Consider the following 18744-nt stretch of genomic DNA (forward strand, 5'->3'; position numbering starts at 1 on the left):
TGAAGCCATCATCCCGATGGACCAACGGCCAATCATGCACTAACTTTTAACATGGACCACTCAAGTGGGGCTGCTCAACTATCTAGGCATTCAGAAAAGTGGTCCGTTTGATGTTGACGGAGAAAAGGCGAGGACTTGGCTAACAGAACCAACAAACCCTAATGGGCGGCCCAATTCCACCTCCTTGAAGCCATACTGGAACGGAGATGACATAACAGGTCGTCCACGTGATTATTGGTTGGTCGATCTACCTCAGGGATTAGCCGAGGGCGACGCATCGCTCTTTGTTAGCCTTTTTGAACACGTATCTGTTTCCGTAGACGAAGATGGCAAGACCGTTAAAGAACTCCGAGAAGACCTTGGCGAACGTGCAGGGCCTCGTTGGTGGGAGCCACATTGGCCCAGACCTGAAATGCGAAAGCGCATTGCAAGTGTTGAACGATACATCATTACAGCTGAAACCTCGCAACATCGTCTATTCGTCTGGCTATCGTTGCCTGTTCTTCCAGATAAGAATTTAATCGTTGTGCCCCGCTCAGACGACACGACTTTTGGCATACTTCACAGTAAAATCCATGAAGTTTGGTCACTTCGCAAAGGGTCCGACCTTCAAGACCGACCACGCTACACTCACACTTCAACCTTAGCTACGTTTCCCTTCCCCGAAGGCTATACCCCCAATATCCCCGCCGCCGACTACTCCACGGACTCGCGCGCGGTCAAAATCGCCGCCGCAGCCTCGCGGCTGAATGAGCTGCGCGAAAACTGGCTTAACCCTGCCGACCTTGTAACTCGCGTCCCCGAAGTGGTCGCAGGTTATCCCGACCGCATCCTGCCAAAAGATGAAGCCGCCGCCAAAGAGCTGAAGAAACGCACCCTGACCAACCTCTACAACACCCGACCCGCATGGCTCGACCATGCCCACAAGGCGCTGGATGAAGCCGTGGCAGAAGCTTACGGCTGGGGCAATGATTGGCGCGATGGAAAGCTTACAGAGGATGAAATCCTGTACCGCCTGTTCAAACTCAACCAAGAGCGGGCGAAAATCGAGGCGAAAGCTAAGACAAAGGCCAAAATTAAACCTAAAACCAAATCAAAGAAGACAAAGTGACGCCGGGAACCCTACGCGCCCATATTCGTCCCCTGCCCGAATTCTTGCCCTGCACCCTCGCAATGGAAAAGGCTATTTCGGTTGGCGTTGGTTTTGACGGCGCATGGTATCGCTCGCAAAAAGAGCATTGGTTAGGGTGGTTGGCCGAATACAACGGCGCGGGCGCATATGGTCGATCTGACCAAACGCCGCGCAATGCTCAATATGCTTATAACCACTTCCAATGCGCCCCCATGTTGTTCTGGCTGGCTGAGGCGCTGGGTTTTGAAACAGACATTTTAGAAACGGCCTATGATGCGGTTATTGCAATAGATGCAATGGGTGCTGTCCAATGCGTAGCGCTTCGCCGGGTAATTCACTGGGAACACATCGAACGCAGGTTAGAGGTTTGGCCCTATGGCACGTTTGATCGACTCAGAATCCGGCTTGCTCAATACACCTCGTAGGGTTCACGCTTCAACGCAATCAGTCTTGCCATGCAAAATCGAACTGGCGGACAAATTGGGGGACACATCACGGACATGCCCACCTAATACTCTGTTATGAAATGATAAATAAAGATTAAGTGGCGGAGGCTCAGGGATTCGAACCCTGGGAGGACTTTCACCCTCGTCGGTTTTCAAGACCGGTGCATTCGACCACTCTGCCAAGCCTCCGCAGCCCGCCCCTCCTAAAGCGCCAAAGTTGATTCGGCAAATGGGCAAATGCATTCAGCCAAAATTTTATTTCATATCAGCCGCTCCGAGGGGAAATCTGCCGATCTGCCAAGGTCGGCCTTTTCAGGTGCGGCCATGCAGGTTAGAGTGCAAAAAAGCCTCTCTTGAAGGGGATGTTCAGACGTGCCGGAACAACCGGTAAAACAGGCCCTTTTCCATTCTGGGCACGCAGGCAAGGACAACAAACATGAGCAGGCCAACAAACCCCATGCGCAAACCGCACCGGGCAGTGACAATGCTAACAGGTGCTGCACTTTCGCTGAGCCTTCTGGCGGGATGTGATGAAAACGGCAAGTTTGCCATGCCCTTGCCAAAAGCCGGTGCCAAATCCAGCACAGTCGCCACCGCCAAATCCACCACGCTGGTTGAGCGTGACGTTGAAGCGCCCGACGTGTTTTCGGTCACCGATCAAGGATTGTGGGATGGCCGTCCCTCCCTTGGCGGTGTCTGGGTTGCGCATCCCGATGTCACCGATCCGGAGCGGGTGATCATCCGCAACGAGGCGAATGGCAAGTTCGTGATTGGCGCGTTGTTCCGCCGGGAACGTGACCTGCCGGGCCCCAAGCTTCAGATTTCGTCCGATGCGGCTGCGGCGCTCGACGTTCTGGCCGGCGCACCTGCCCCACTGAATGTCACCGCCCTGCGCCGCGAAGAGGCAGACGCGCCCGCCCCGGAAGCCACTGCAGTGGCTGGCACTGTTGCCGCCCCTGCCGAAATCACAGAAACAGCGCTTGATCCGATTGCATCCGCAGGTGCCGCAATTGAAGAGGCCGACCCCACACCCGTCGCCGCAGCGGCAGAATCAGCTCAGCCAGCCGCCCCTGCACCGCGCGCGCCTGCATCCAATCTGTCGAAATCCTATGTCCAGCTGGGTATTTTCAGCGTTGAAGCCAACGCCGAACGCACTGCCAAACAAATGCGCGGCGCGGGCATGGTGCCATCCGTCAGGCGCAGTGAGATCAATGGCAAGGCGTTTTGGCGTGTTCTGGTTGGCCCGGCGACAAGCGCATCTGAACTTGATAACCTGATCAAAGCGATCAAGGCTGAAGGCTTCTCTGATGCCTACGCCGTTTCAAATTGACCTGATTTAGGAGCATCTTAACCCAATGATCCGCCATATTTCTGCCTGTCTGGCGCTGATCCTGTTCAGCTTGCCCGCCTTCGCGTTTGAGACCCGCGCCACTGCGGCTTATGTTCTTGATCAAACAACCGGAACCGTCTTGTTGGCCAAGAATGCCGACACGCCTCTGCCGCCCGCGTCCATGTCAAAACTGATGACGCTTTACATGGCATTTGAGGCAATCGAACGGGGCAAGGAAGATGGCGGCCTTAATCTGGTTGAGGAATTGCCGGTCTCTCAACACGCCATGTCCTATGGCGGTTCGTCAATGTTTTTAAGGTCCGGGGAGCGCGTCAAGGTCGAGGACCTTTTGCGGGGGATCATCGTATTGTCTGGCAATGATGCCTGTGCCGTGATCGCAGAAGCGCTGTCGCCTGACGGGACAGAATACGGCTTTGCCCGGTTGATGACCCAACGCGCACAGCAACTCGGCATGACCAATTCAACATTCGCCAATTCAAACGGATGGCCGCAAGCGGGACACCTGATGTCAGTGCGCGATCTGGCGCTGCTGGCGAACCGTATCATCACTGACTTTCCACAGTTCTATCCGCTGTTCGCTGAGACCGAATTTGAATTCGACAACCGGGTCCCCAGCAACAAGTCAAACCGTAACCCGTTGTTAACGCTGGGTATTGGCGCAGATGGGTTAAAGACGGGCCACACCAGCGAGGCGGGTTATGGTCTTGTCGGCTCTGCCAAGCAAGGTGATCGGCGGGTGATCTTTGTCCTGTCCGGCCTCGACAGCGTTGCCGCCCGTGCGCAGGAATCTGAATCCATCGTTAATTGGGCGTTCCGGCAATTCTCGCAGCGGTCACTGGGCAAAGCCGGCACACAATTGGCCGAGGCCCCGGTGTCGATGGGCATGGCCCAGACAGTCGGTCTGGAACTGAAAGAAGAATTGTCGGTTCTCGCGCCGGTCGCAGGGGGTCAGGAAATGCAGGCCGAGGTGATCTACAAAGGTCCCTTTCGTGCGCCCATTTCCAAGGGTGATGAATTGGCAGAACTGGTTCTGACCCGTGAAGGTCTGTCTGAAATCCGGGTCCCGCTGGTTGCCTCAGAGGCAGTCGGCCCCGGGGGCTTCATGGTCAAGATAACCGCCGCCGTACGTCATCTTTTGGCGCGCCTCAACGCGGGGCCACAGGACGCGTCGTGACCGCCAATGACGCCCTAACGGGCCTGTTCATCAGTTTTGAAGGCATCGATGGGTCGGGCAAGTCCACGCAGGCGCATCTGTTGGCTGACCACCTGCGCGCGCAGGGGCGTGAAGTCGTGCTGACGCGCGAACCCGGTGGATCGCCGGGTGCCGAAGAAATCCGAGCTCTGGTCTTGCAGGGCGACCCGAACCGTTGGTCGGCAGAGACCGAAATCCTGCTGTTCACGGCCGCGCGCCGTGATCATCTGGAACGCACCATTCGCCCGGCTTTGGCGGCAGGCAAAGTGGTGATCTGTGACCGCTTTGCCGATTCCACTCGGATGTATCAGGGGTTGTCCCGTGGCGATCTGCGCCAGACGGTGGACACACTGCACGACCTGATGATCGGGGTGGAACCGGACCTGACGATTCTGATCGACATGAACCCTAAAAAGGGGCTGTCACGTGCGTTGTCACGGCAGACGGCGGAAGAACGGTTTGAGGGTTTTGGCGAGGTCTTGCAGACCAAGATGCGCGCTGGCTTTCTGGCGCTGGCCGAGGAATTCGCGGATCGGTTTGTGGTCATTGACGGCGGACGGAGCGTTGAGGACGTGGCAGTGGATGTGGTCCAAGCCCTAGGCTGAGAGGGACCCTTGTCGAGCGCTCCTTCGAAACGACTGCATCCCGGCAAATAAACATTGCCAAATTACACAATGCGGGGCAATCCAGATGTTCACTGCAGTGGGACTATTTGCAGTTACTTCCGTAACACCCTGAGCATGTGTGCTAAAGACGCCTTATTGTGTCTCGGGTGTTTTCAACTGGCCTCTGATTGGCGAAAAACGGGGGTGTTGAAGTTGTGAAATCGTATTGTTCCAAGCGCTTACAACGTTAGATTGCAAAGACAAAGGGTATCGGCCGCTATTGCTGCGTCGCAAGGTATGATAGGGTCCTGTATCAACGACCTGAAGAAAGAGACAAATAGGCAATCGGCCGAACCTGAATGGGAACGAGGTATTCTATGCGCGTATTGGTTCCATTGTTTATTTTATGTGCAAGTATGGCGGGTGCCGCGCCGGATTGCGAAGAACCTGAGCAGGCGCAATCACAAGATCTTGCGGTGTATGAACTGCCCGCAGATCTGGCGGTAATCTCCGAGCAAGACGCCGCCGCTGCCAACCCTAAACCAGACTTAATGGTCTCTCCAAGACCACGGCTGCGCCCTTGCAGGTCTCGCCAGATCGAAATCGGGCGAGAAAAGATGCTTGAACGCGGCGCGGTGTGTAGCGACTGGACCATTATCGGTGAAAACCGCAAGCCCTTTTCTGGGAAGTTGCGGGGATGCGGCATTGCCGACCCTGTACGCATCAGAGCTGTGTCTGATGTCTTGCTCAGCCAGTTGGCGACGATGGATTGCAGGACGGCCATTACGCTGAAGACGTGGCTGGAGAACACGGCAAAACCGGCCTTTGCGGATCAGGGAGGTGGTCTGAAGGGATTGCGCCTGTCCGGCCACTATGCCTGCAGGAAACAGAACAATCGGACCCGCGGGCGTCTTTCCGAACATGCCAAGGGCCGCGCGGTTGATATCTCGTCCTTCATACTGATGGATGGTACCGTGATCACCGTGCGCGACGGCTGGGCGAACAAAGCGACAAACGGTGTTATGCGTGAGCTCCACACAGGGGCCTGCGGTCTGTTCGGTACGGTGCTTGGCCCTGACGCGGACCGCTATCACAAAGATCATTTCCATTTTGATACGGCGCGTCGTCGCAGCGGATCTTATTGCCGATAGCGACCTGGCCCTGCTCCTGCTCCAATACGTCCAGCATTCCCTGTATCCTCGACCTCCTTTGCAGTGACCTTTCTCAAATCAATGCCAGCTAAGGCCTCAAACCTGCCATGCCCACGGCCATCGAACCCGCAATCTCGTCTCTCTCCTTCTTCCCTCTCGCCCCAAACATGGTACACCCCAGATCATGAGCGATGATGCCCCCCAACCTGACCGCGTAGACGGTGCCCTGCACCCGCGCGAAACCGTGCGCCTGATTGGGCAGGAAGCGGCCGAGGCTGCGTTTCTGGCGGCGTTCAATGCGGGCAAGCTGCACCATGCATGGATGCTGACCGGGCCGCGCGGCGTGGGCAAAGCTACACTGGCGTGGCGCATTGCGCGGTTTTTGCTGGCAACGCCGGACCCCGATGAGGGCGGTATGTTTGCGGCCCCCACACCCGGCTCGCTGGATATTGCCCCCGATCACCCGGTTGCCCGGCGTATTGCATCAGGCGGTGAAGGCGGCCTCAAGGCGGTCACGCGCAGCATCAACCCTGACACCAAGCGCATGCGCAAGCAGATCGTGGTGGATGACATCCGCGCGCTGAACGGTTTTTTCCAGATGTCCGCCGCTGATGGTGGTCGCCGGGTGGTGATCATTGATGATGCGGATGAGATGAACGTGAACGCGGCCAATGCGCTCTTGAAAATGCTCGAAGAGCCGCCTGCGCGGGCCACGCTTTTGTTGCTCAGCCATCAACCCTCGGGCCTGTTGCCCACGATCCGGTCGCGCTGCCGGGTTTTGCGCATGGGCACGCTGGATGCTGATCAGATGGCCGAAGCGCTGGCAGCCTCCGGTGTCTTGATCGAGGGCGATCCGGGCGCGCTGGCGGAACTTTCCGGCGGATCGGTGGGCGGTGCGTTGCGCCTGTCGCTGATGGGCGGGCTCAATATCTATGCGGAACTGGTGGCGCTGATGGCGTCCCTCCCCCGCATGGACCGCGCCCGCGCGATCAAGCTGGCCGAAGCCGCCGCCCAGCGCGGTGCCGAAGAAAAGCTGGCGTTGCTCTTTACCCTCGTTGATCTGTTGCTGGCACGGCTTGCACGCACCGGGGCCACCGGCACGCCACCCGCTGTTGAGGCCGCACCGGGCGAAGCGCAATTACTGCACCGTCTGTCACCAACCCCTGCGCAGGGTCGTGCATGGGCGGAAGTGGCGCAGGAGATATCTGCACGTGCGCAACATGGCATGGCGGTCAACCTTGACCCTGCCGCACTGGTCCTAGATACCCTGTTCAAGATGGGCGACACCGCGCCCCGCTAGCGCAGATACCGGGACAGGCATGACCAACCCACCACAGATCACAGACAGCCATTGCCACCTCGATTTCCCCGATTTCGAAGGCCAATTGACTGACATCATCGACCGTGCCACCGCCGCCGGTGTAACCCGCATGGTCACGATCTGCACAAAGCTCAAGAACGAACCGGCCGTCCGCGCCATTTCAGAGGCGCACGCACCGGTTTTCTATGCTGCGGGGACCCATCCGATGTCCGCCGCGTCAGAACCATTGGCCCGAACTGACGAACTGATCGCGCTTGCCCGCCATCCAAAAATGGTCGGGATTGGTGAAACCGGACTTGATTATCACTACACCGCAGAATCCGCTGATGTTCAGCAACAATCCCTGCGCATCCACATTGATGCTGCACGGCAAACGGGGCTGCCGCTGATCATCCATGCGCGCGCGGCGGACGACGATATGGCACGCATCCTGACCGAAGAACATGCAAACGGCGCGTTTACCTGCGTGATGCATTGCTTTTCATCTTCGGCTGCATTGGCGCAGGCCGCACTTGATTTGGGGTTCTACTTGTCGATGTCCGGCATCACCGCATTCCCCAAATCTAGCGATCTGCGTGACATCTTTGCTGCCGCACCGCTTGGTCGGATATTGGTTGAAACAGATGCACCCTACCTTGCGCCGCCTCCGCACCGGGGCAAACGGAATGAGCCCGGATACACGGCACATACCGCGCGCAAGGCGGCAGAGACATTTGGCATGGACTACGCCGATTTTGCTGCCCAAACGCAGGATAACTTTGATCGCCTGTTTACCAAGGTCGCACAATACAAGGCCGCAGCCTGATGGCAGAGATGCGTGTCACCATATTGGGCTGCGGGTCTTCGGGCGGGGTGCCGCGTCTGGGCGGTCATTGGGGGGCCTGCGACCCGACCGAGCCGAAAAACCGCCGCGGTCGCTGTTCCTTGCTTGTTGAGCGGGTCACGACGGAGGGAACCACGACCGTGTTGATCGACACCTCCCCCGACCTGCGCAACCAACTGCTTGATGCAGGCGTCGGGCGGCTTGATGCGGTGATCTATACCCACGCGCATGCGGACCATGTGCATGGGCTGGATGATCTGCGGATGATTGTCATTAACATGCGCGCGCGCCTGCCGGTCTGGGCCGACGCCCCGACCCGCGCCGCGCTTTTTGCGCGGTTCGGCTATGCTTTTGTGACACCAAAAGGCTCAATGTACCCGCCCATTCTGGACATGAATGACATTACCGGGGATGTGTCGATTGACGGACCCGGCGGCACCCTCACCTTCACCCCGTTTTTGGTGAAACACGGTGGCATGGATGCGCTGGGGTTTCGGATGAACGACGTGGCGTATCTGCCTGATGTGGCGTCTATTCCTGATGATGTCTGGCCGCATCTCGAAAATCTGACCTGCTGGATTGTGGACGCCCTGCGCCGGGATCCGCATCCGACCCACAGCCATTTGGCCCAGACCCTTGAGTGGATCGAAAAGGTGGCACCCCGCAAGGCGGTGCTGACCAACATGCACAATGATCTGGACTATGCGACCGTTTGCGCCGAGACACCCGACCATATCGAACCCGCCTTTGATGGGCTGACGCTGACATTCCCGCTTCCGTGACGTTTCAATCGGCCAGATAACCGCGGCGCGCGGCTCTGCACGCCTGCCCTCTCACCCCAACCACAGGTCCCGATTTGCAAACGCTCCTTGATGTCATCCTACCGGTCTTTCTGGTCATTGGCTTTGGCTATGTCGCAGTCTGGCGGGGTCTTTTCCCGATGACGGGCATCGACGGGGTGATGAGGTTTACCCAGAATTTCGCCATCCCCTGCCTGCTGTTCCAAGCCATCGCCCGGCTGGATTTGTCTGCGTCTTTCGATCCGCGCCTAATGTTCAGTTTCTACGCAGGTGCAGCTTTGTGTTTCGCACTTGGCATCTTTGGCGCACGGCTGCTTTTTAAGCGCGATTGGGAAGACTGCGTGGCCATCGGTTTTTGCTGTCTCTTTTCCAATTCGATCCTGCTGGGTCTGCCGATCACGGAACGCGCCTATGGGCCTGATGCGATGGCGGGCAACTTTGCCATCGTCGCGTTTCATGCGCCGTTTTGCTATGGTCTGGGGATCACGGTGATGGAATTTGTGCGCAACCGAGGCCAAACCGGTCTGTCGCTGGTGCGCAATGTCAGCCGCGCGATGTTCCGCAATGCGCTGGTGATCGGCATCCTGCTGGGCTTTGCCGTCAATCTGACCGGCCTGCCCATTCCCGGTGTTGTTGATGATGCGCTGTCGCTGATCGTGCGCGCCGCCTTGCCTGCGGCACTTTTTGCGCTTGGTGGCGTGCTGATCCAGTACAAGCCAGAGGGCGATATGAAGGCCATTGCCATGGTCTGCATCATCGCGCTGCTGGTGCATCCGGCACTCGTCTGGACTTTTGGCACCACCCTTGATCTGCCCCAGGATGCGTTTCGGTCCGGGGTGTTGACGGCGGCAATGGCACCGGGGTTCAACGCCTATATTTTTGCCAATATGTATGGCCGCGCGCGCCGGGTGGCGGCAACATCGGTGTTGATCGCCACGGCCAGCTCAATCCTGACCGTTTGGTTCTGGCTGATCGTGCTGGCCTAGCAGGTCGTCAACCCTATTGTTTTTGCTCACTTCCTTCTTGTCCTATGACGCACAATAGCGTTGTATTTGATTGAAATGCCGATCCACGTCGTCGTTGGAGGGGAAAATGACTGCGTCACTGTTTTTGATAGGCTTTGCACAGGGCTGGGTGGTGTTGGGCGCGGCCGTCGCCATCGCTTTTGTGCTTTTCGGGATGGATATCATTGACGAAGATGCACGCGGCGCACTGACGTTCAGACCGCTGATCGTGCCGGGCGTGATCCTGATCTGGCCGCTTGTGTTGTGGCGCTGGTGGGAATTGGCACATGGGGGCGACAATTGGCATCTGCGCCACAAACCACCGCGTCAGGCGCACGCGGTGGTGGCGGCTGTGATGGCCGTTGTTGTGATCCTGACGCTTGGCAGCGCCTATGCTTTTCGCCAGACATGGCCCGCTGATGTGCCCGCAGTCCGGCTTGCCCCCGCCGGGGAGGTCACACAGTGAGCGTCAAATACGTCCCCGTTCAATGGAACCGGAACAAATACATCTATGATGCGATCCTGATTGTCGGGATCATGGCGTTCTTGTGGATTTTTGTGAACCTGACTCCCGGTATTCTGGACCATGAGCGCGCCATCACGGGACAGATTCACAACGCCCGCGCCTTTGGGGCCTGTGCGTTTTTCATGATGACAGCGATCCTGACGATCGGACCACTTGCCCGGCTCGACACGCGGTTCTTGCCCCTGCTCTACAACCGCCGCCATTTTGGCGTTTTGACGGTTTTTGTCGCGATCACCCATGCCGGCTTTATCCTCAACTGGTACTTTGTTGGCGGGCCGATGGACAAATATCTGGCACTTCTGGCATCGAACACCGGCTATGGAAGACTGCTTGGCTTCCCGTTCGAGGCGTTCGGAATCTTTTCCCTTCTCTGCCTGATGATATTGGCGGCGACCAGCCATGATTTCTGGATGAAATTCCTGACCCCACGGGTCTGGAAATCGCTGCATTATCTCATCTATCCGGCCTATGCGTCCGTGGTGGCCCATATCGCCTTCGGGGTCCTGCAAGATCAGACCAATCCGGTTTTCGGAATAATCGTGGCGATTTGTGTCGCTGTTACGACCCTGCTGCATCTTGCCGCTGCCTGGGCCGAACGCACACGTCTGGACCCGGTGGCTACAGCCGCAGAGGCTTCATGGGAAACCATCTGTGCATTGGGCGACATAGCCCAGAGCCATGCCCGCGTTGCACGACTTTCAAATGGTGAAAGAGTGGCCGTTTTCCGCAATCACGACACCCTTTCCGCCATTTCGAACGCCTGCGCGCACCAGAACGGCCCGCTGGGCGAAGGCAAGATCATCAATTGCCTTGTGACCTGCCCATGGCACGGGTTTCAATATGATGTCACCAACGGCATGTCGCCTGCCCCTTTTACTGAAAAAGTACCAACCTACCGGGTGCGCGTGGTCAACGGACAGGTGCAGGTTGATCCCGACGCCAATCCGCCCGGCACCTTTGTCGAACCCTATGCTCTGTCGGGAGACACGACATGAAGCTCCCCAAGAAGCCATTTTTCGTTGGGTACCTGCCTGTCCCGGCGGCCCTTAAGGGGTTCCTGATCGGTGTAATGGCGCTCTTTGTCGTGCTGATGGGGGCGATGGGTCTGGTCGTGGGGGCGACACAGGATGACCCCGGTTCGGGGGCGTTCCGATTTGATTATGGCGCGCAGACGGTAACCGGCATTGTGCAAAACGCGCCCTACCCCACGCTCTATGTCACGCAAGGCAACGACCGTATCAAAGCGGGCCACACTCTGATGTTGGCAGGTCCCGCAAAACGGGGTGCCCAGCGCCGCACCGCGCCCCACGAGGGGCAATCGGCCGTGGTGACAGGTATCGTATTGGAGCGTGGATCAATCGACATGCTTCAGGTTCGCAGCGTCAAAGCGGACGACCAAGATCCAGCGCCCGTACCTGCGCAAGATTTGGGCGTCTGGCGGCTGACGGGTGAGATCTGTGATGGCAAATGCCTCGCCGGGGCGATGCGTCCGGGTCGGGGGCTTGCACATAAAGCCTGCGCCAATCTGTGCCTGCTGGGCGGTGTTCCACCCGTCTTCGTGTCCTCTCAGCCCGTGGAGGGCACTGAATTCTTGATGATCGGTGACAGCGGCGGTGGCGCGGTGAGCCCTTTGATGCTCGATTACGTCGGTATTTACATCTCTGTCGAAGGTCAGGTTGTGCGCCGTGGCGATCTGCTGCTGTTTCTGGTCGATGACACAACGATAGAAGTGCTGTGATGATTCTCAGCTTTTTCAAAATCCTGTTGGTCTTTATCGCTGCGCTGGCGCTGCTTTATATCTCACGGTTCTGGCCGCTTGAACTTTGGGCGCGCAACGGGGCAATGGCCGAACTTGGCCTGCGCCCGCAAGGGGGCCTTTTGCAGGTCTGGCTGAGCGGCACCAATCTTGCCGCGTTTGAGCTGATGATCTGGGCATTCATCGTTTTTATCACGCTGAGTGTCCTCGAAAAAATCGCCGGCCCTACCGTCTAACTCTCCACGTTCAGGGTCCGCTAAAATTCTCATACCTTTCTCAGAACAATCATAATCCGACACATCCTCAAGCATGGAAATCGGCAAACAACGCGCGGGATAACTGGAAACCGTCCGTATTGCGGTCTTCCCGTGAACAATGGGCACATACTCGCCCCATAGTTTCCCGTAATGAGGGTAAATTAATCACCCGTTATTGGTGTATCTGCGTGTGCAAAAAAAATAAATTCAACCAATTCCAGAACTGGCTCCCGTTGGGCTAGAAAGAGGAACGAGATTTAAACCAAGCTGATTTTATGCTGCAGCCCGTCTCCATCCCGTCAGGCAGCAGGGACGATTATTAATGAGTACTGACCGTGCGGCCTGCACCGCACGGTCACTTTAACACCCTAAGTTGCAATCTGGTTTGAGTTATTGGAGAACAATATGCATAAGACACAGACACACGGATCTGCCAATTATCGGCAATCATCCGATGCACGTCCGCCCAACGCACCGGCCGAAACGCTGAATGCCGAGCGGATCGAACGGGTACATTCCTATCTCTATGCTGTTTTTATGGGCGTCTGCATTTCGCTGATCACGCTCCAGTTTTTGGGCTGATGCCTTAGCGCCAACCATATTTCCACCGCACAAACGCAAATTGCGGTGACCAAAAGAGCGGGGCAATGTTCTCCTGGCCCTTGCTTGGCCTGCCGGTGTTGGAGGGCACCGGCAGGCCACAAAAACAGTATCTTAGTTTGTAATTTGTGAGTACCCCATGTTGCGGCCCTTTGACGACGAGCAGTTGCTCGAAAACATACGCGTGAAATTAGGTCCGGACGTCGTAACGCCGAGACCCCAACGCCCTGCGCCGGACACCCGGTCCTGGACATTGCCGGGCTTTGGTGGAAAAGCACGGGTAGCAACCTCATTCGGAAACTTGCCGATAGAAGCGCTGCGTCTTCGCGACCCTGTGAGAACACAGTCTGGTAGGTACCTGAAAGTACAGTGGATTGATAAAATACAGCTTGATGCCAAGTTCCTTTCGCTGCATCCAAAATCAAATCCGATTGTGATCCCGAGGGCGTCACTTGATCGGCAGCTTCCGATCAGTGATGTCTTGGTGTCGCCAGTGCAGACCCTTAAGTTGCCGCGACACACAAGCGGCACATCCACAACTTATGCTGAATCACTTGTCGGGCGGGGCTATATCGCCAGAAAGCCGCAGAGTGGGTTCACCTATTATCTGTTCCATTGCGGCGAACCTGCCTGCGTCAATATTGAAGGTCTGTGGTTCGACGTGTCACCTGAGTGATCAGAGCTGACCACCAGCATCCCCGTCTTGGTAGCGTCCCCCCACGAATCGCCAACGCCCCTGTGATGACCTGACTGACGTGGGGTCGGACCCCAACCGCATTCATCTAGAGATCTAAATGGGGCTGAGCGCCCGGCTTTGTCGTGTTGGCAGATCTAGGAATTGGATTGGCCTGCCCTGCACCCTAGTTTGTCGCCACCGGCGCAACAATCAAGGGTATCCGTGCAAAATGTCAGTGGTTGTGACTGTAAACAAATCACCCGTTAATAGTGAATTTTCACCCCCAAATTTTTTAAATTCAACCAATTGGAACGACTCAGGCTGAAATGCATATTCAACCATAGAAGGTAAACGGTTGTGGCCACGATCTTCGGTTCATTTCTGGCCCCGCGTCATTGTCGTTTCATCCCCGTGGGACAATGACGCGAAAGCATTCTTAACGAGTACAGGCCGCGCCGGGAAACCAGCGCGGCCTTTTTTCGCCTAATCGCGTAACGAGTGAAGTGGGAACCAGTCATGCCAAGGCAAATTTTCAGAGAGCCGGGAGTTTTCCAACTTCTAGAAAAGTTATCGGAACATGAAGCCGCCGAGCGCAGAGCCAGACGGCGTGGCGTGACCTATCGGGTTCTGGCCGGTGCCTGCATAATTTTGATTGGTTTTTCAGCGCTTTCTTAAGTGATGCTCACATGGCGTTTGGCAGATCTTGTGGAATGCCGGTTAAGCCACCCGCCATAACACGCGTCGACCGCAACCTTAATTTGATTTTCCGGCATAGTGGTGCGGGTGAAGGGACTCGAACCCCCACGCCATAGGCGCCAGAACCTAAATCTGGTGCGTCTACCAATTCCGCCACACCCGCACACATCGCCTTGGCGATTGACGGCCCTCGTATCAAACACGCGCGGGCTTGGCGAGGGTAAAAATCAGGCCCTTGAAAGGCACACTTCATGTGCTGCGGATGACCTGGGGAATGCCATGACACCAGCTATACACCCAGATGCCGGAACACTTTCGGCAATTCTTCGGGCAGGTCCTCGGCAATCAATCCGGGACCAAAGCTGCGGGCGCATTCGACGTGTAACCATGCGGCGACCTCGGCCATGGAAAACACTTCTGACGCAAGCGGTGCACCCGCCAGCCCCGCGATCATGCCGGCCAGAACATCACCTGCCCCGGCTGTGGCAAGCCACGGGGCGGCGCGATCGTACGTCGCCGCGTGCACCGATGCCCCACCGCCTCGTTCGGCGATGACGGTGTCGGCTCCTTTCAGCAAAACAACACAACCTGCCCTTTCGGCGGCCTGCCGCGTTACGTCGATCTTTGATGCGCCTTGGCGCAGCGCCTGCCCGAGATCGGGAAACAATCGGTCAAATTCACCTAAATGTGGCGTTAGGACCGTGCGCCCGTAGGTCTGCTCAAACAGGGTGTCGGGACAATCGGTAAAGCTACTGAGTGCATCAGCGTCCAGAACGACCACCGGATCGCGCCGGTCACGCGCCGTGGCGCGCCGGGCCAAAACGGCACCCACCATTGCACGCGTATTCTCGGACACGCCAAGTCCCGGGCCAAGGCAAAAACCCGTCACCCTGTCGTCGGCAACCTCGCCCAGCGCCGCAGGATCACGCAGCGCACGCAGCATGATGGCGTCCAGATGGCAGGCATTCTCTTGCAAGGCGGCAGGCGGGCACAGGACGGTCACCAACCCGGCACCGACCCGCAATGCCGCGCGCGCTGCCATCCGTCCGGCCCCACCCCGACCGACGCCCCCCGCAAAGACCATGATATGGCCACGGTCATATTTATGGGTCGCCAGTCCAGATCGCCCCATTTGGTCATTGGGCCACATCCGTTGTGGCAGCGGTTTGCCCAAAAATATCGGCTCAACCAGACGCGCGCGCTCGAGATCCGGCGGCATGCCGATGCTGACCCGCTCCTGCGCTTCGCCGTCAAGCCCGATGTCCGCGACGCGCAGTTCGCCGCATAGTGTCGGACCGAGGGCCAGATAATGGCCCGGCTTCGGGCTGTGAAAGGTGACCGTCAGATCGGCAGAGTTCAGCGTTCTGGGCCAGGCGTCAAAATCGGGATCATCGGGAGAGCCGTTGAAAGAAATAAACCCCGTATCCAGATTGAGGCCCGAAGGGCAATCGACGGCAACGGTTTTGATCCGGTGGCTCTTGGCCCATCCTGCCCTGCCCCCTTGGTTCAAGACCTGTGCGATCTCGTCCGGCAAGGCACGCGTCAGGCCGATGCCAAACACCGCGTCCACGACAATATCCGGTCGGGCCACCTTGAACACATTTTCTGCATGCAACAGACGGATTTCACCCAATTCCGCCCATCGCTTGAGGTTGGTTTCAGCATCCGGTGGTAGTTTTTCTGCATCCCCATAGAGAAACACGTCAACGTCCCAACCCCACTCCTTCAACAACCGCGCCACGACAAACCCGTCTCCGCCGTTGTTGCCCGGTCCGCACAGCACCACTGCCCGGTGCGAGGTCGCGGCCAGTTCCGGCCATACCTCAAACACGGCATCCACCACGCCGCGCCCTGCCCGCTCCATCAGCTCAAGCCCGGTTACGGCCCCCGCATCTATCGCGGCCTGTTCAATCTGGCGCATCTGGGCGGCGGTCAGCAGTTCGGTCATCTCAACTCTCGATTCAACTATGCCCAATTATTAGGCGGTTCGATTATTTTTCAGGCGCGCTCAAATAAATTGCACCGTCTTCAGACCCCAGACTAGCCCGTTGCATGGACCCTGCCCATCCAAAATGAAATGACGCCCTCAACGCGCGCAAATATTTGGAGGACCCTCATGAAAAAGATCGAAGCGATCATCAAACCGTTCAAACTGGACGAAGTGAAAGAAGCCCTTCAGGATGTTGGCGTTCAGGGTCTGTCTGTCATTGAGGTCAAAGGTTTTGGACGCCAAAAGGGACACACCGAGCTTTACCGGGGGGCCGAATACGTCGTTGATTTCCTGCCCAAGGTAAAAGTTGAAGTGGTGTTGGACGACGATCAGGTCGATGCCGCCATCGAAGCCATTGTAGATGCTGCCAAAACCGAAAAAATCGGCGATGGCAAAATCTTTGTCTCCACAATCGAACAAACAATCCGCATCCGGACCGGAGAAACCGGGTCGGACGCACTGTAATCATCACCACGACATTCCAAGCAGAGGACAAAACTCATGGACAACAAAGCGTTCCTGAAAAAGATCAAAGACGAGGATATCGAATATGTCGATATCCGTTTCACTGACACACGCGGCAAGCTGCAGCATGTGACTGTGGTGAATGATCTGGTAGACGAAGATTTCCTTGAAGAAGGGTTTATGTTTGACGGCTCTTCCATCGCCGGCTGGAAAAGCATCGAAGCGTCCGACATGAAGCTGATGCCGGATGTGGAAAGTGCCTATGTCGATCCATTCTATGCCGAAAAAACCATCTGTGTGCATTGTTCGATTGTTGAACCGGACACCGGCGAATCCTACGAACGTGACCCCCGCGGCACGGCCGAAAAAGCAGAGGCCTATCTGAAATCCTCCGGTATCGGTGATACCGCCTATTTCGGTCCTGAGGCCGAATTTTTCCTCTTTGACGATGTGAAATTTTCCAATTCAATCAACAAGGTATCCTACGAAGTTGATGCATCCGATGCGTCGTGGAACACTGACACAGACTATGAAATGGGGAACATGGGCCACCGCCCCGGCCTCAAGGGCGGCTATTTCCCGGTCAACCCGGTGGATGAGGCACAGGACCTGCGCGCCGAAATGCTCTCCACGATGAAGCGTCTTGGCATGAAGGTCGACAAGCATCACCACGAGGTTGCGTCGTGCCAGCACGAGCTTGGTTTGATCTTTGGCACGCTGACCACGCAGGCCGACGAAATTCAGAAGTACAAATACGTGATCCACAACGTCGCCCATGCTTACGGCAAGTCCGCGACATTCATGCCCAAGCCGATCTATGGCGACAACGGGTCGGGCATGCACGTGAACATGTCGATCTGGAAAGACGGCAAGCCGTTGTTTGCAGGCGACAAATACGCCGACCTCAGCCAAGAGGCACTGTGGTTCATCGGTGGCATCCTGACGCACGCCAAATCGCTGAACGCCTTCACCAACCCGACCACCAACAGCTACAAACGTCTGATTCCGGGCTTTGAGGCACCCGTGCTGCGCGCCTATTCCGCACGCAACCGCTCGGGCTGCGTGCGTATTCCATGGACAGAAAGCCCCAAGGCCAAACGTGTCGAGGCGCGTTTCCCTGATCCAGCGGCAAACCCATACCTGTGCTTCTCTGCCCTGCTGATGGCTGGCCTTGACGGCATCAAGAACAAGATTGATCCCGGCGAAGCCATGGACAAGAACCTCTATGATCTGCCCGCCGAAGAACTGGCCGGTATCCCGACGGTCTGCGGCTCCTTGCGCGAAGCAATGGAGGAATTGCAGAAGGATATGGATTACCTGCTTGCAGGCGACGTATTCACCAAGGATCAGATCGAAGGCTATATCGCGCTCAAGATGGAAGAAGTCCACACATACGAGCACACGCCGCACCCGGTCGAATTCGGCATGTACTACAGCTGCTGATCAACAATTCAGGTCAGAATCGACCGTTGATCATCAAAGGGCATCCTCACTGGGGTGCCCTTTTTCGTTAAATATCAGGGTGATCCAAAATGCCCCACCCGCGCCCAATTTTGGCCCCTATTATTAGTGAGATTGGGCCCCAGTACCCCAGTAGGTGGAATTTAACGATGGCCGTGTCTACAACTACTTTCGAACAACGCATCGCGCGCATTAACAAGGCGCAGGAGGTTACTTTTACTGGTGTAGCCAAGAAATCCGGTGGACGCGCCCGTTCAAAAAGCTCCATCTTTACGTTTCCATTTTTTGTTGGCGTTACCATCCTGACGGGCGGCGCAGCTTACGCTTGGGCCGCGACAACGCCCGAATATCAGTGGGTCCTTGCTTTCGCAGGCTAACCGCGCCCTACCTGCACGAACATCGTGCGGTATTACGTCACCACTCACGTCTGCCTAACTCTTTGCACCTTGCAGAATTCGCGTTAAGGTTCGGGAAATTTTGCCCCGTCCTTTG

Annotated in this window: 20 protein-coding genes and 2 tRNA genes; 19 read left to right on the plus strand and 3 right to left on the minus strand. The window is 56.9% G+C overall.

Features of this window, described 5'->3' with window-relative positions; all coding sequences use genetic code 11:
- Nucleotides 1-64: 64 nt before the first annotated feature.
- Together ACEWL3_RS12280 and ACEWL3_RS12285 are read left to right on the plus strand one after the other, a co-directional pair.
- Nucleotides 65-1111, plus strand: a complete 1047-nt coding sequence (locus ACEWL3_RS12280) for a DNA methyltransferase family protein (RefSeq protein ID WP_386182525.1) — start codon at nt 65-67, stop codon at nt 1109-1111.
- Nucleotides 1108-1557, plus strand: coding sequence for a hypothetical protein (locus ACEWL3_RS12285; protein WP_386182527.1), 450 nt, complete (start codon nt 1108-1110; stop codon nt 1555-1557). Before ACEWL3_RS12280 ends, ACEWL3_RS12285 begins: the two co-directional genes overlap by 4 nt.
- 120 nt (nt 1558-1677) lie before the next feature.
- On the opposite strand, the gene ACEWL3_RS12290 is transcribed toward ACEWL3_RS12285, so the two are convergent.
- Nucleotides 1678-1767: transfer RNA gene (locus ACEWL3_RS12290), tRNA-Ser, on the minus strand.
- 247 nt (nt 1768-2014) lie between these two features.
- Between ACEWL3_RS12290 and ACEWL3_RS12295 the strand changes: the two genes are divergently transcribed.
- The 14 genes from ACEWL3_RS12295 (at nt 2015) to ACEWL3_RS12360 (ending at nt 13640) form a co-directional block, all read left to right on the plus strand.
- A complete protein-coding gene (locus tag ACEWL3_RS12295; protein ID WP_386182528.1) occupies nt 2015-2908 on the plus strand; it encodes an SPOR domain-containing protein in 894 nt (297 codons plus the stop codon).
- 25 nt (nt 2909-2933) lie between these two features.
- A complete protein-coding gene (locus ACEWL3_RS12300) occupies nt 2934-4103 on the plus strand; it encodes a D-alanyl-D-alanine carboxypeptidase family protein (protein WP_386182530.1) in 1170 nt (389 codons plus the stop codon).
- Complete coding sequence (gene tmk / locus ACEWL3_RS12305) at nt 4100-4726, plus strand: dTMP kinase (RefSeq protein ID WP_386182532.1); 627 nt, start codon at nt 4100-4102, stop codon at nt 4724-4726. Before ACEWL3_RS12300 ends, tmk begins: the two co-directional genes overlap by 4 nt.
- A gap of 377 nt (nt 4727-5103) precedes the next feature.
- Nucleotides 5104-5877 carry an extensin-like domain-containing protein gene (locus ACEWL3_RS12310; protein ID WP_386182534.1) on the plus strand — a complete coding sequence of 258 codons (774 nt, stop codon included), beginning with the start codon at nt 5104-5106 and terminating at the stop codon, nt 5875-5877.
- 184 nt (nt 5878-6061) lie between these two features.
- Nucleotides 6062-7177: a DNA polymerase III subunit delta' gene (locus ACEWL3_RS12315; RefSeq protein ID WP_386182536.1), complete on the plus strand. Its 1116-nt coding sequence runs from the start codon at nt 6062-6064 to the stop codon at nt 7175-7177.
- Between the two features lie 19 nt (nt 7178-7196).
- A complete protein-coding gene (locus tag ACEWL3_RS12320) occupies nt 7197-8003 on the plus strand; it encodes a TatD family hydrolase (protein WP_386182538.1) in 807 nt (268 codons plus the stop codon).
- Complete coding sequence (locus tag ACEWL3_RS12325; protein ID WP_386182540.1) at nt 8003-8803, plus strand: MBL fold metallo-hydrolase; 801 nt, start codon at nt 8003-8005, stop codon at nt 8801-8803. Before ACEWL3_RS12320 ends, ACEWL3_RS12325 begins: the two co-directional genes overlap by 1 nt.
- Before the next feature lie 74 nt (nt 8804-8877).
- A complete protein-coding gene (locus ACEWL3_RS12330; RefSeq protein ID WP_386182542.1) occupies nt 8878-9807 on the plus strand; it encodes an AEC family transporter in 930 nt (309 codons plus the stop codon).
- A gap of 106 nt (nt 9808-9913) precedes the next feature.
- Entirely contained in the window at nt 9914-10291 is a 378-nt protein-coding gene (locus ACEWL3_RS12335) for a hypothetical protein (protein ID WP_386182543.1), read from the plus strand.
- Nucleotides 10288-11346: a Rieske 2Fe-2S domain-containing protein gene (locus ACEWL3_RS12340; protein WP_386182545.1), complete on the plus strand. Its 1059-nt coding sequence runs from the start codon at nt 10288-10290 to the stop codon at nt 11344-11346. Before ACEWL3_RS12335 ends, ACEWL3_RS12340 begins: the two co-directional genes overlap by 4 nt.
- A complete protein-coding gene (locus ACEWL3_RS12345) occupies nt 11343-12089 on the plus strand; it encodes a hypothetical protein (RefSeq protein WP_386182547.1) in 747 nt (248 codons plus the stop codon). Before ACEWL3_RS12340 ends, ACEWL3_RS12345 begins: the two co-directional genes overlap by 4 nt.
- Nucleotides 12089-12343 (plus strand): hypothetical protein, encoded by a 255-nt coding sequence (locus tag ACEWL3_RS12350; protein ID WP_386182549.1) that lies wholly within the window; start codon nt 12089-12091, stop codon nt 12341-12343. Before ACEWL3_RS12345 ends, ACEWL3_RS12350 begins: the two co-directional genes overlap by 1 nt.
- A 426-nt stretch (nt 12344-12769) precedes the next feature.
- The gene (locus tag ACEWL3_RS12355; protein ID WP_386182551.1) at nt 12770-12946 is read left to right on the plus strand and encodes a hypothetical protein; all 177 of its coding nucleotides are present in this window, start codon (nt 12770-12772) and stop codon (nt 12944-12946) included.
- A gap of 157 nt (nt 12947-13103) precedes the next feature.
- Nucleotides 13104-13640, plus strand: coding sequence for a Hint domain-containing protein (locus ACEWL3_RS12360; RefSeq protein ID WP_386182553.1), 537 nt, complete (start codon nt 13104-13106; stop codon nt 13638-13640).
- A 775-nt stretch (nt 13641-14415) separates the two neighbouring features.
- Here ACEWL3_RS12360 and ACEWL3_RS12365 read toward each other — a convergent pair.
- Nucleotides 14416-14499, minus strand: a tRNA-Leu gene (locus ACEWL3_RS12365).
- A gap of 126 nt (nt 14500-14625) precedes the next feature.
- On the minus strand, nt 14626-16284 hold the full coding sequence (locus ACEWL3_RS12370) for an NAD(P)H-hydrate dehydratase (protein ID WP_386182555.1): 1659 nt from the start codon (nt 16282-16284) through the stop codon (nt 14626-14628).
- A 168-nt stretch (nt 16285-16452) separates the two neighbouring features.
- Between ACEWL3_RS12370 and ACEWL3_RS12375 the strand changes: the two genes are divergently transcribed.
- From ACEWL3_RS12375 to ACEWL3_RS12385, 3 genes are all read left to right on the plus strand, one after another.
- The gene (locus ACEWL3_RS12375) at nt 16453-16791 is read left to right on the plus strand and encodes a P-II family nitrogen regulator (RefSeq protein WP_114878173.1); all 339 of its coding nucleotides are present in this window, start codon (nt 16453-16455) and stop codon (nt 16789-16791) included.
- A gap of 36 nt (nt 16792-16827) precedes the next feature.
- Nucleotides 16828-18234 carry a type I glutamate--ammonia ligase gene (gene glnA, locus ACEWL3_RS12380; RefSeq protein WP_386182558.1) on the plus strand — a complete coding sequence of 469 codons (1407 nt, stop codon included), beginning with the start codon at nt 16828-16830 and terminating at the stop codon, nt 18232-18234.
- Between the two features lie 167 nt (nt 18235-18401).
- Nucleotides 18402-18629: a hypothetical protein gene (locus ACEWL3_RS12385; protein WP_386182560.1), complete on the plus strand. Its 228-nt coding sequence runs from the start codon at nt 18402-18404 to the stop codon at nt 18627-18629.
- The last annotated feature ends 115 nt before the right edge of the window (nt 18630-18744 follow it).

The sequence above is a fragment of the Sulfitobacter sediminivivens genome (assembly GCF_042611115.2).
Taxonomy (GTDB): Bacteria; Pseudomonadota; Alphaproteobacteria; order Rhodobacterales; family Rhodobacteraceae; genus Sulfitobacter; species Sulfitobacter sediminivivens.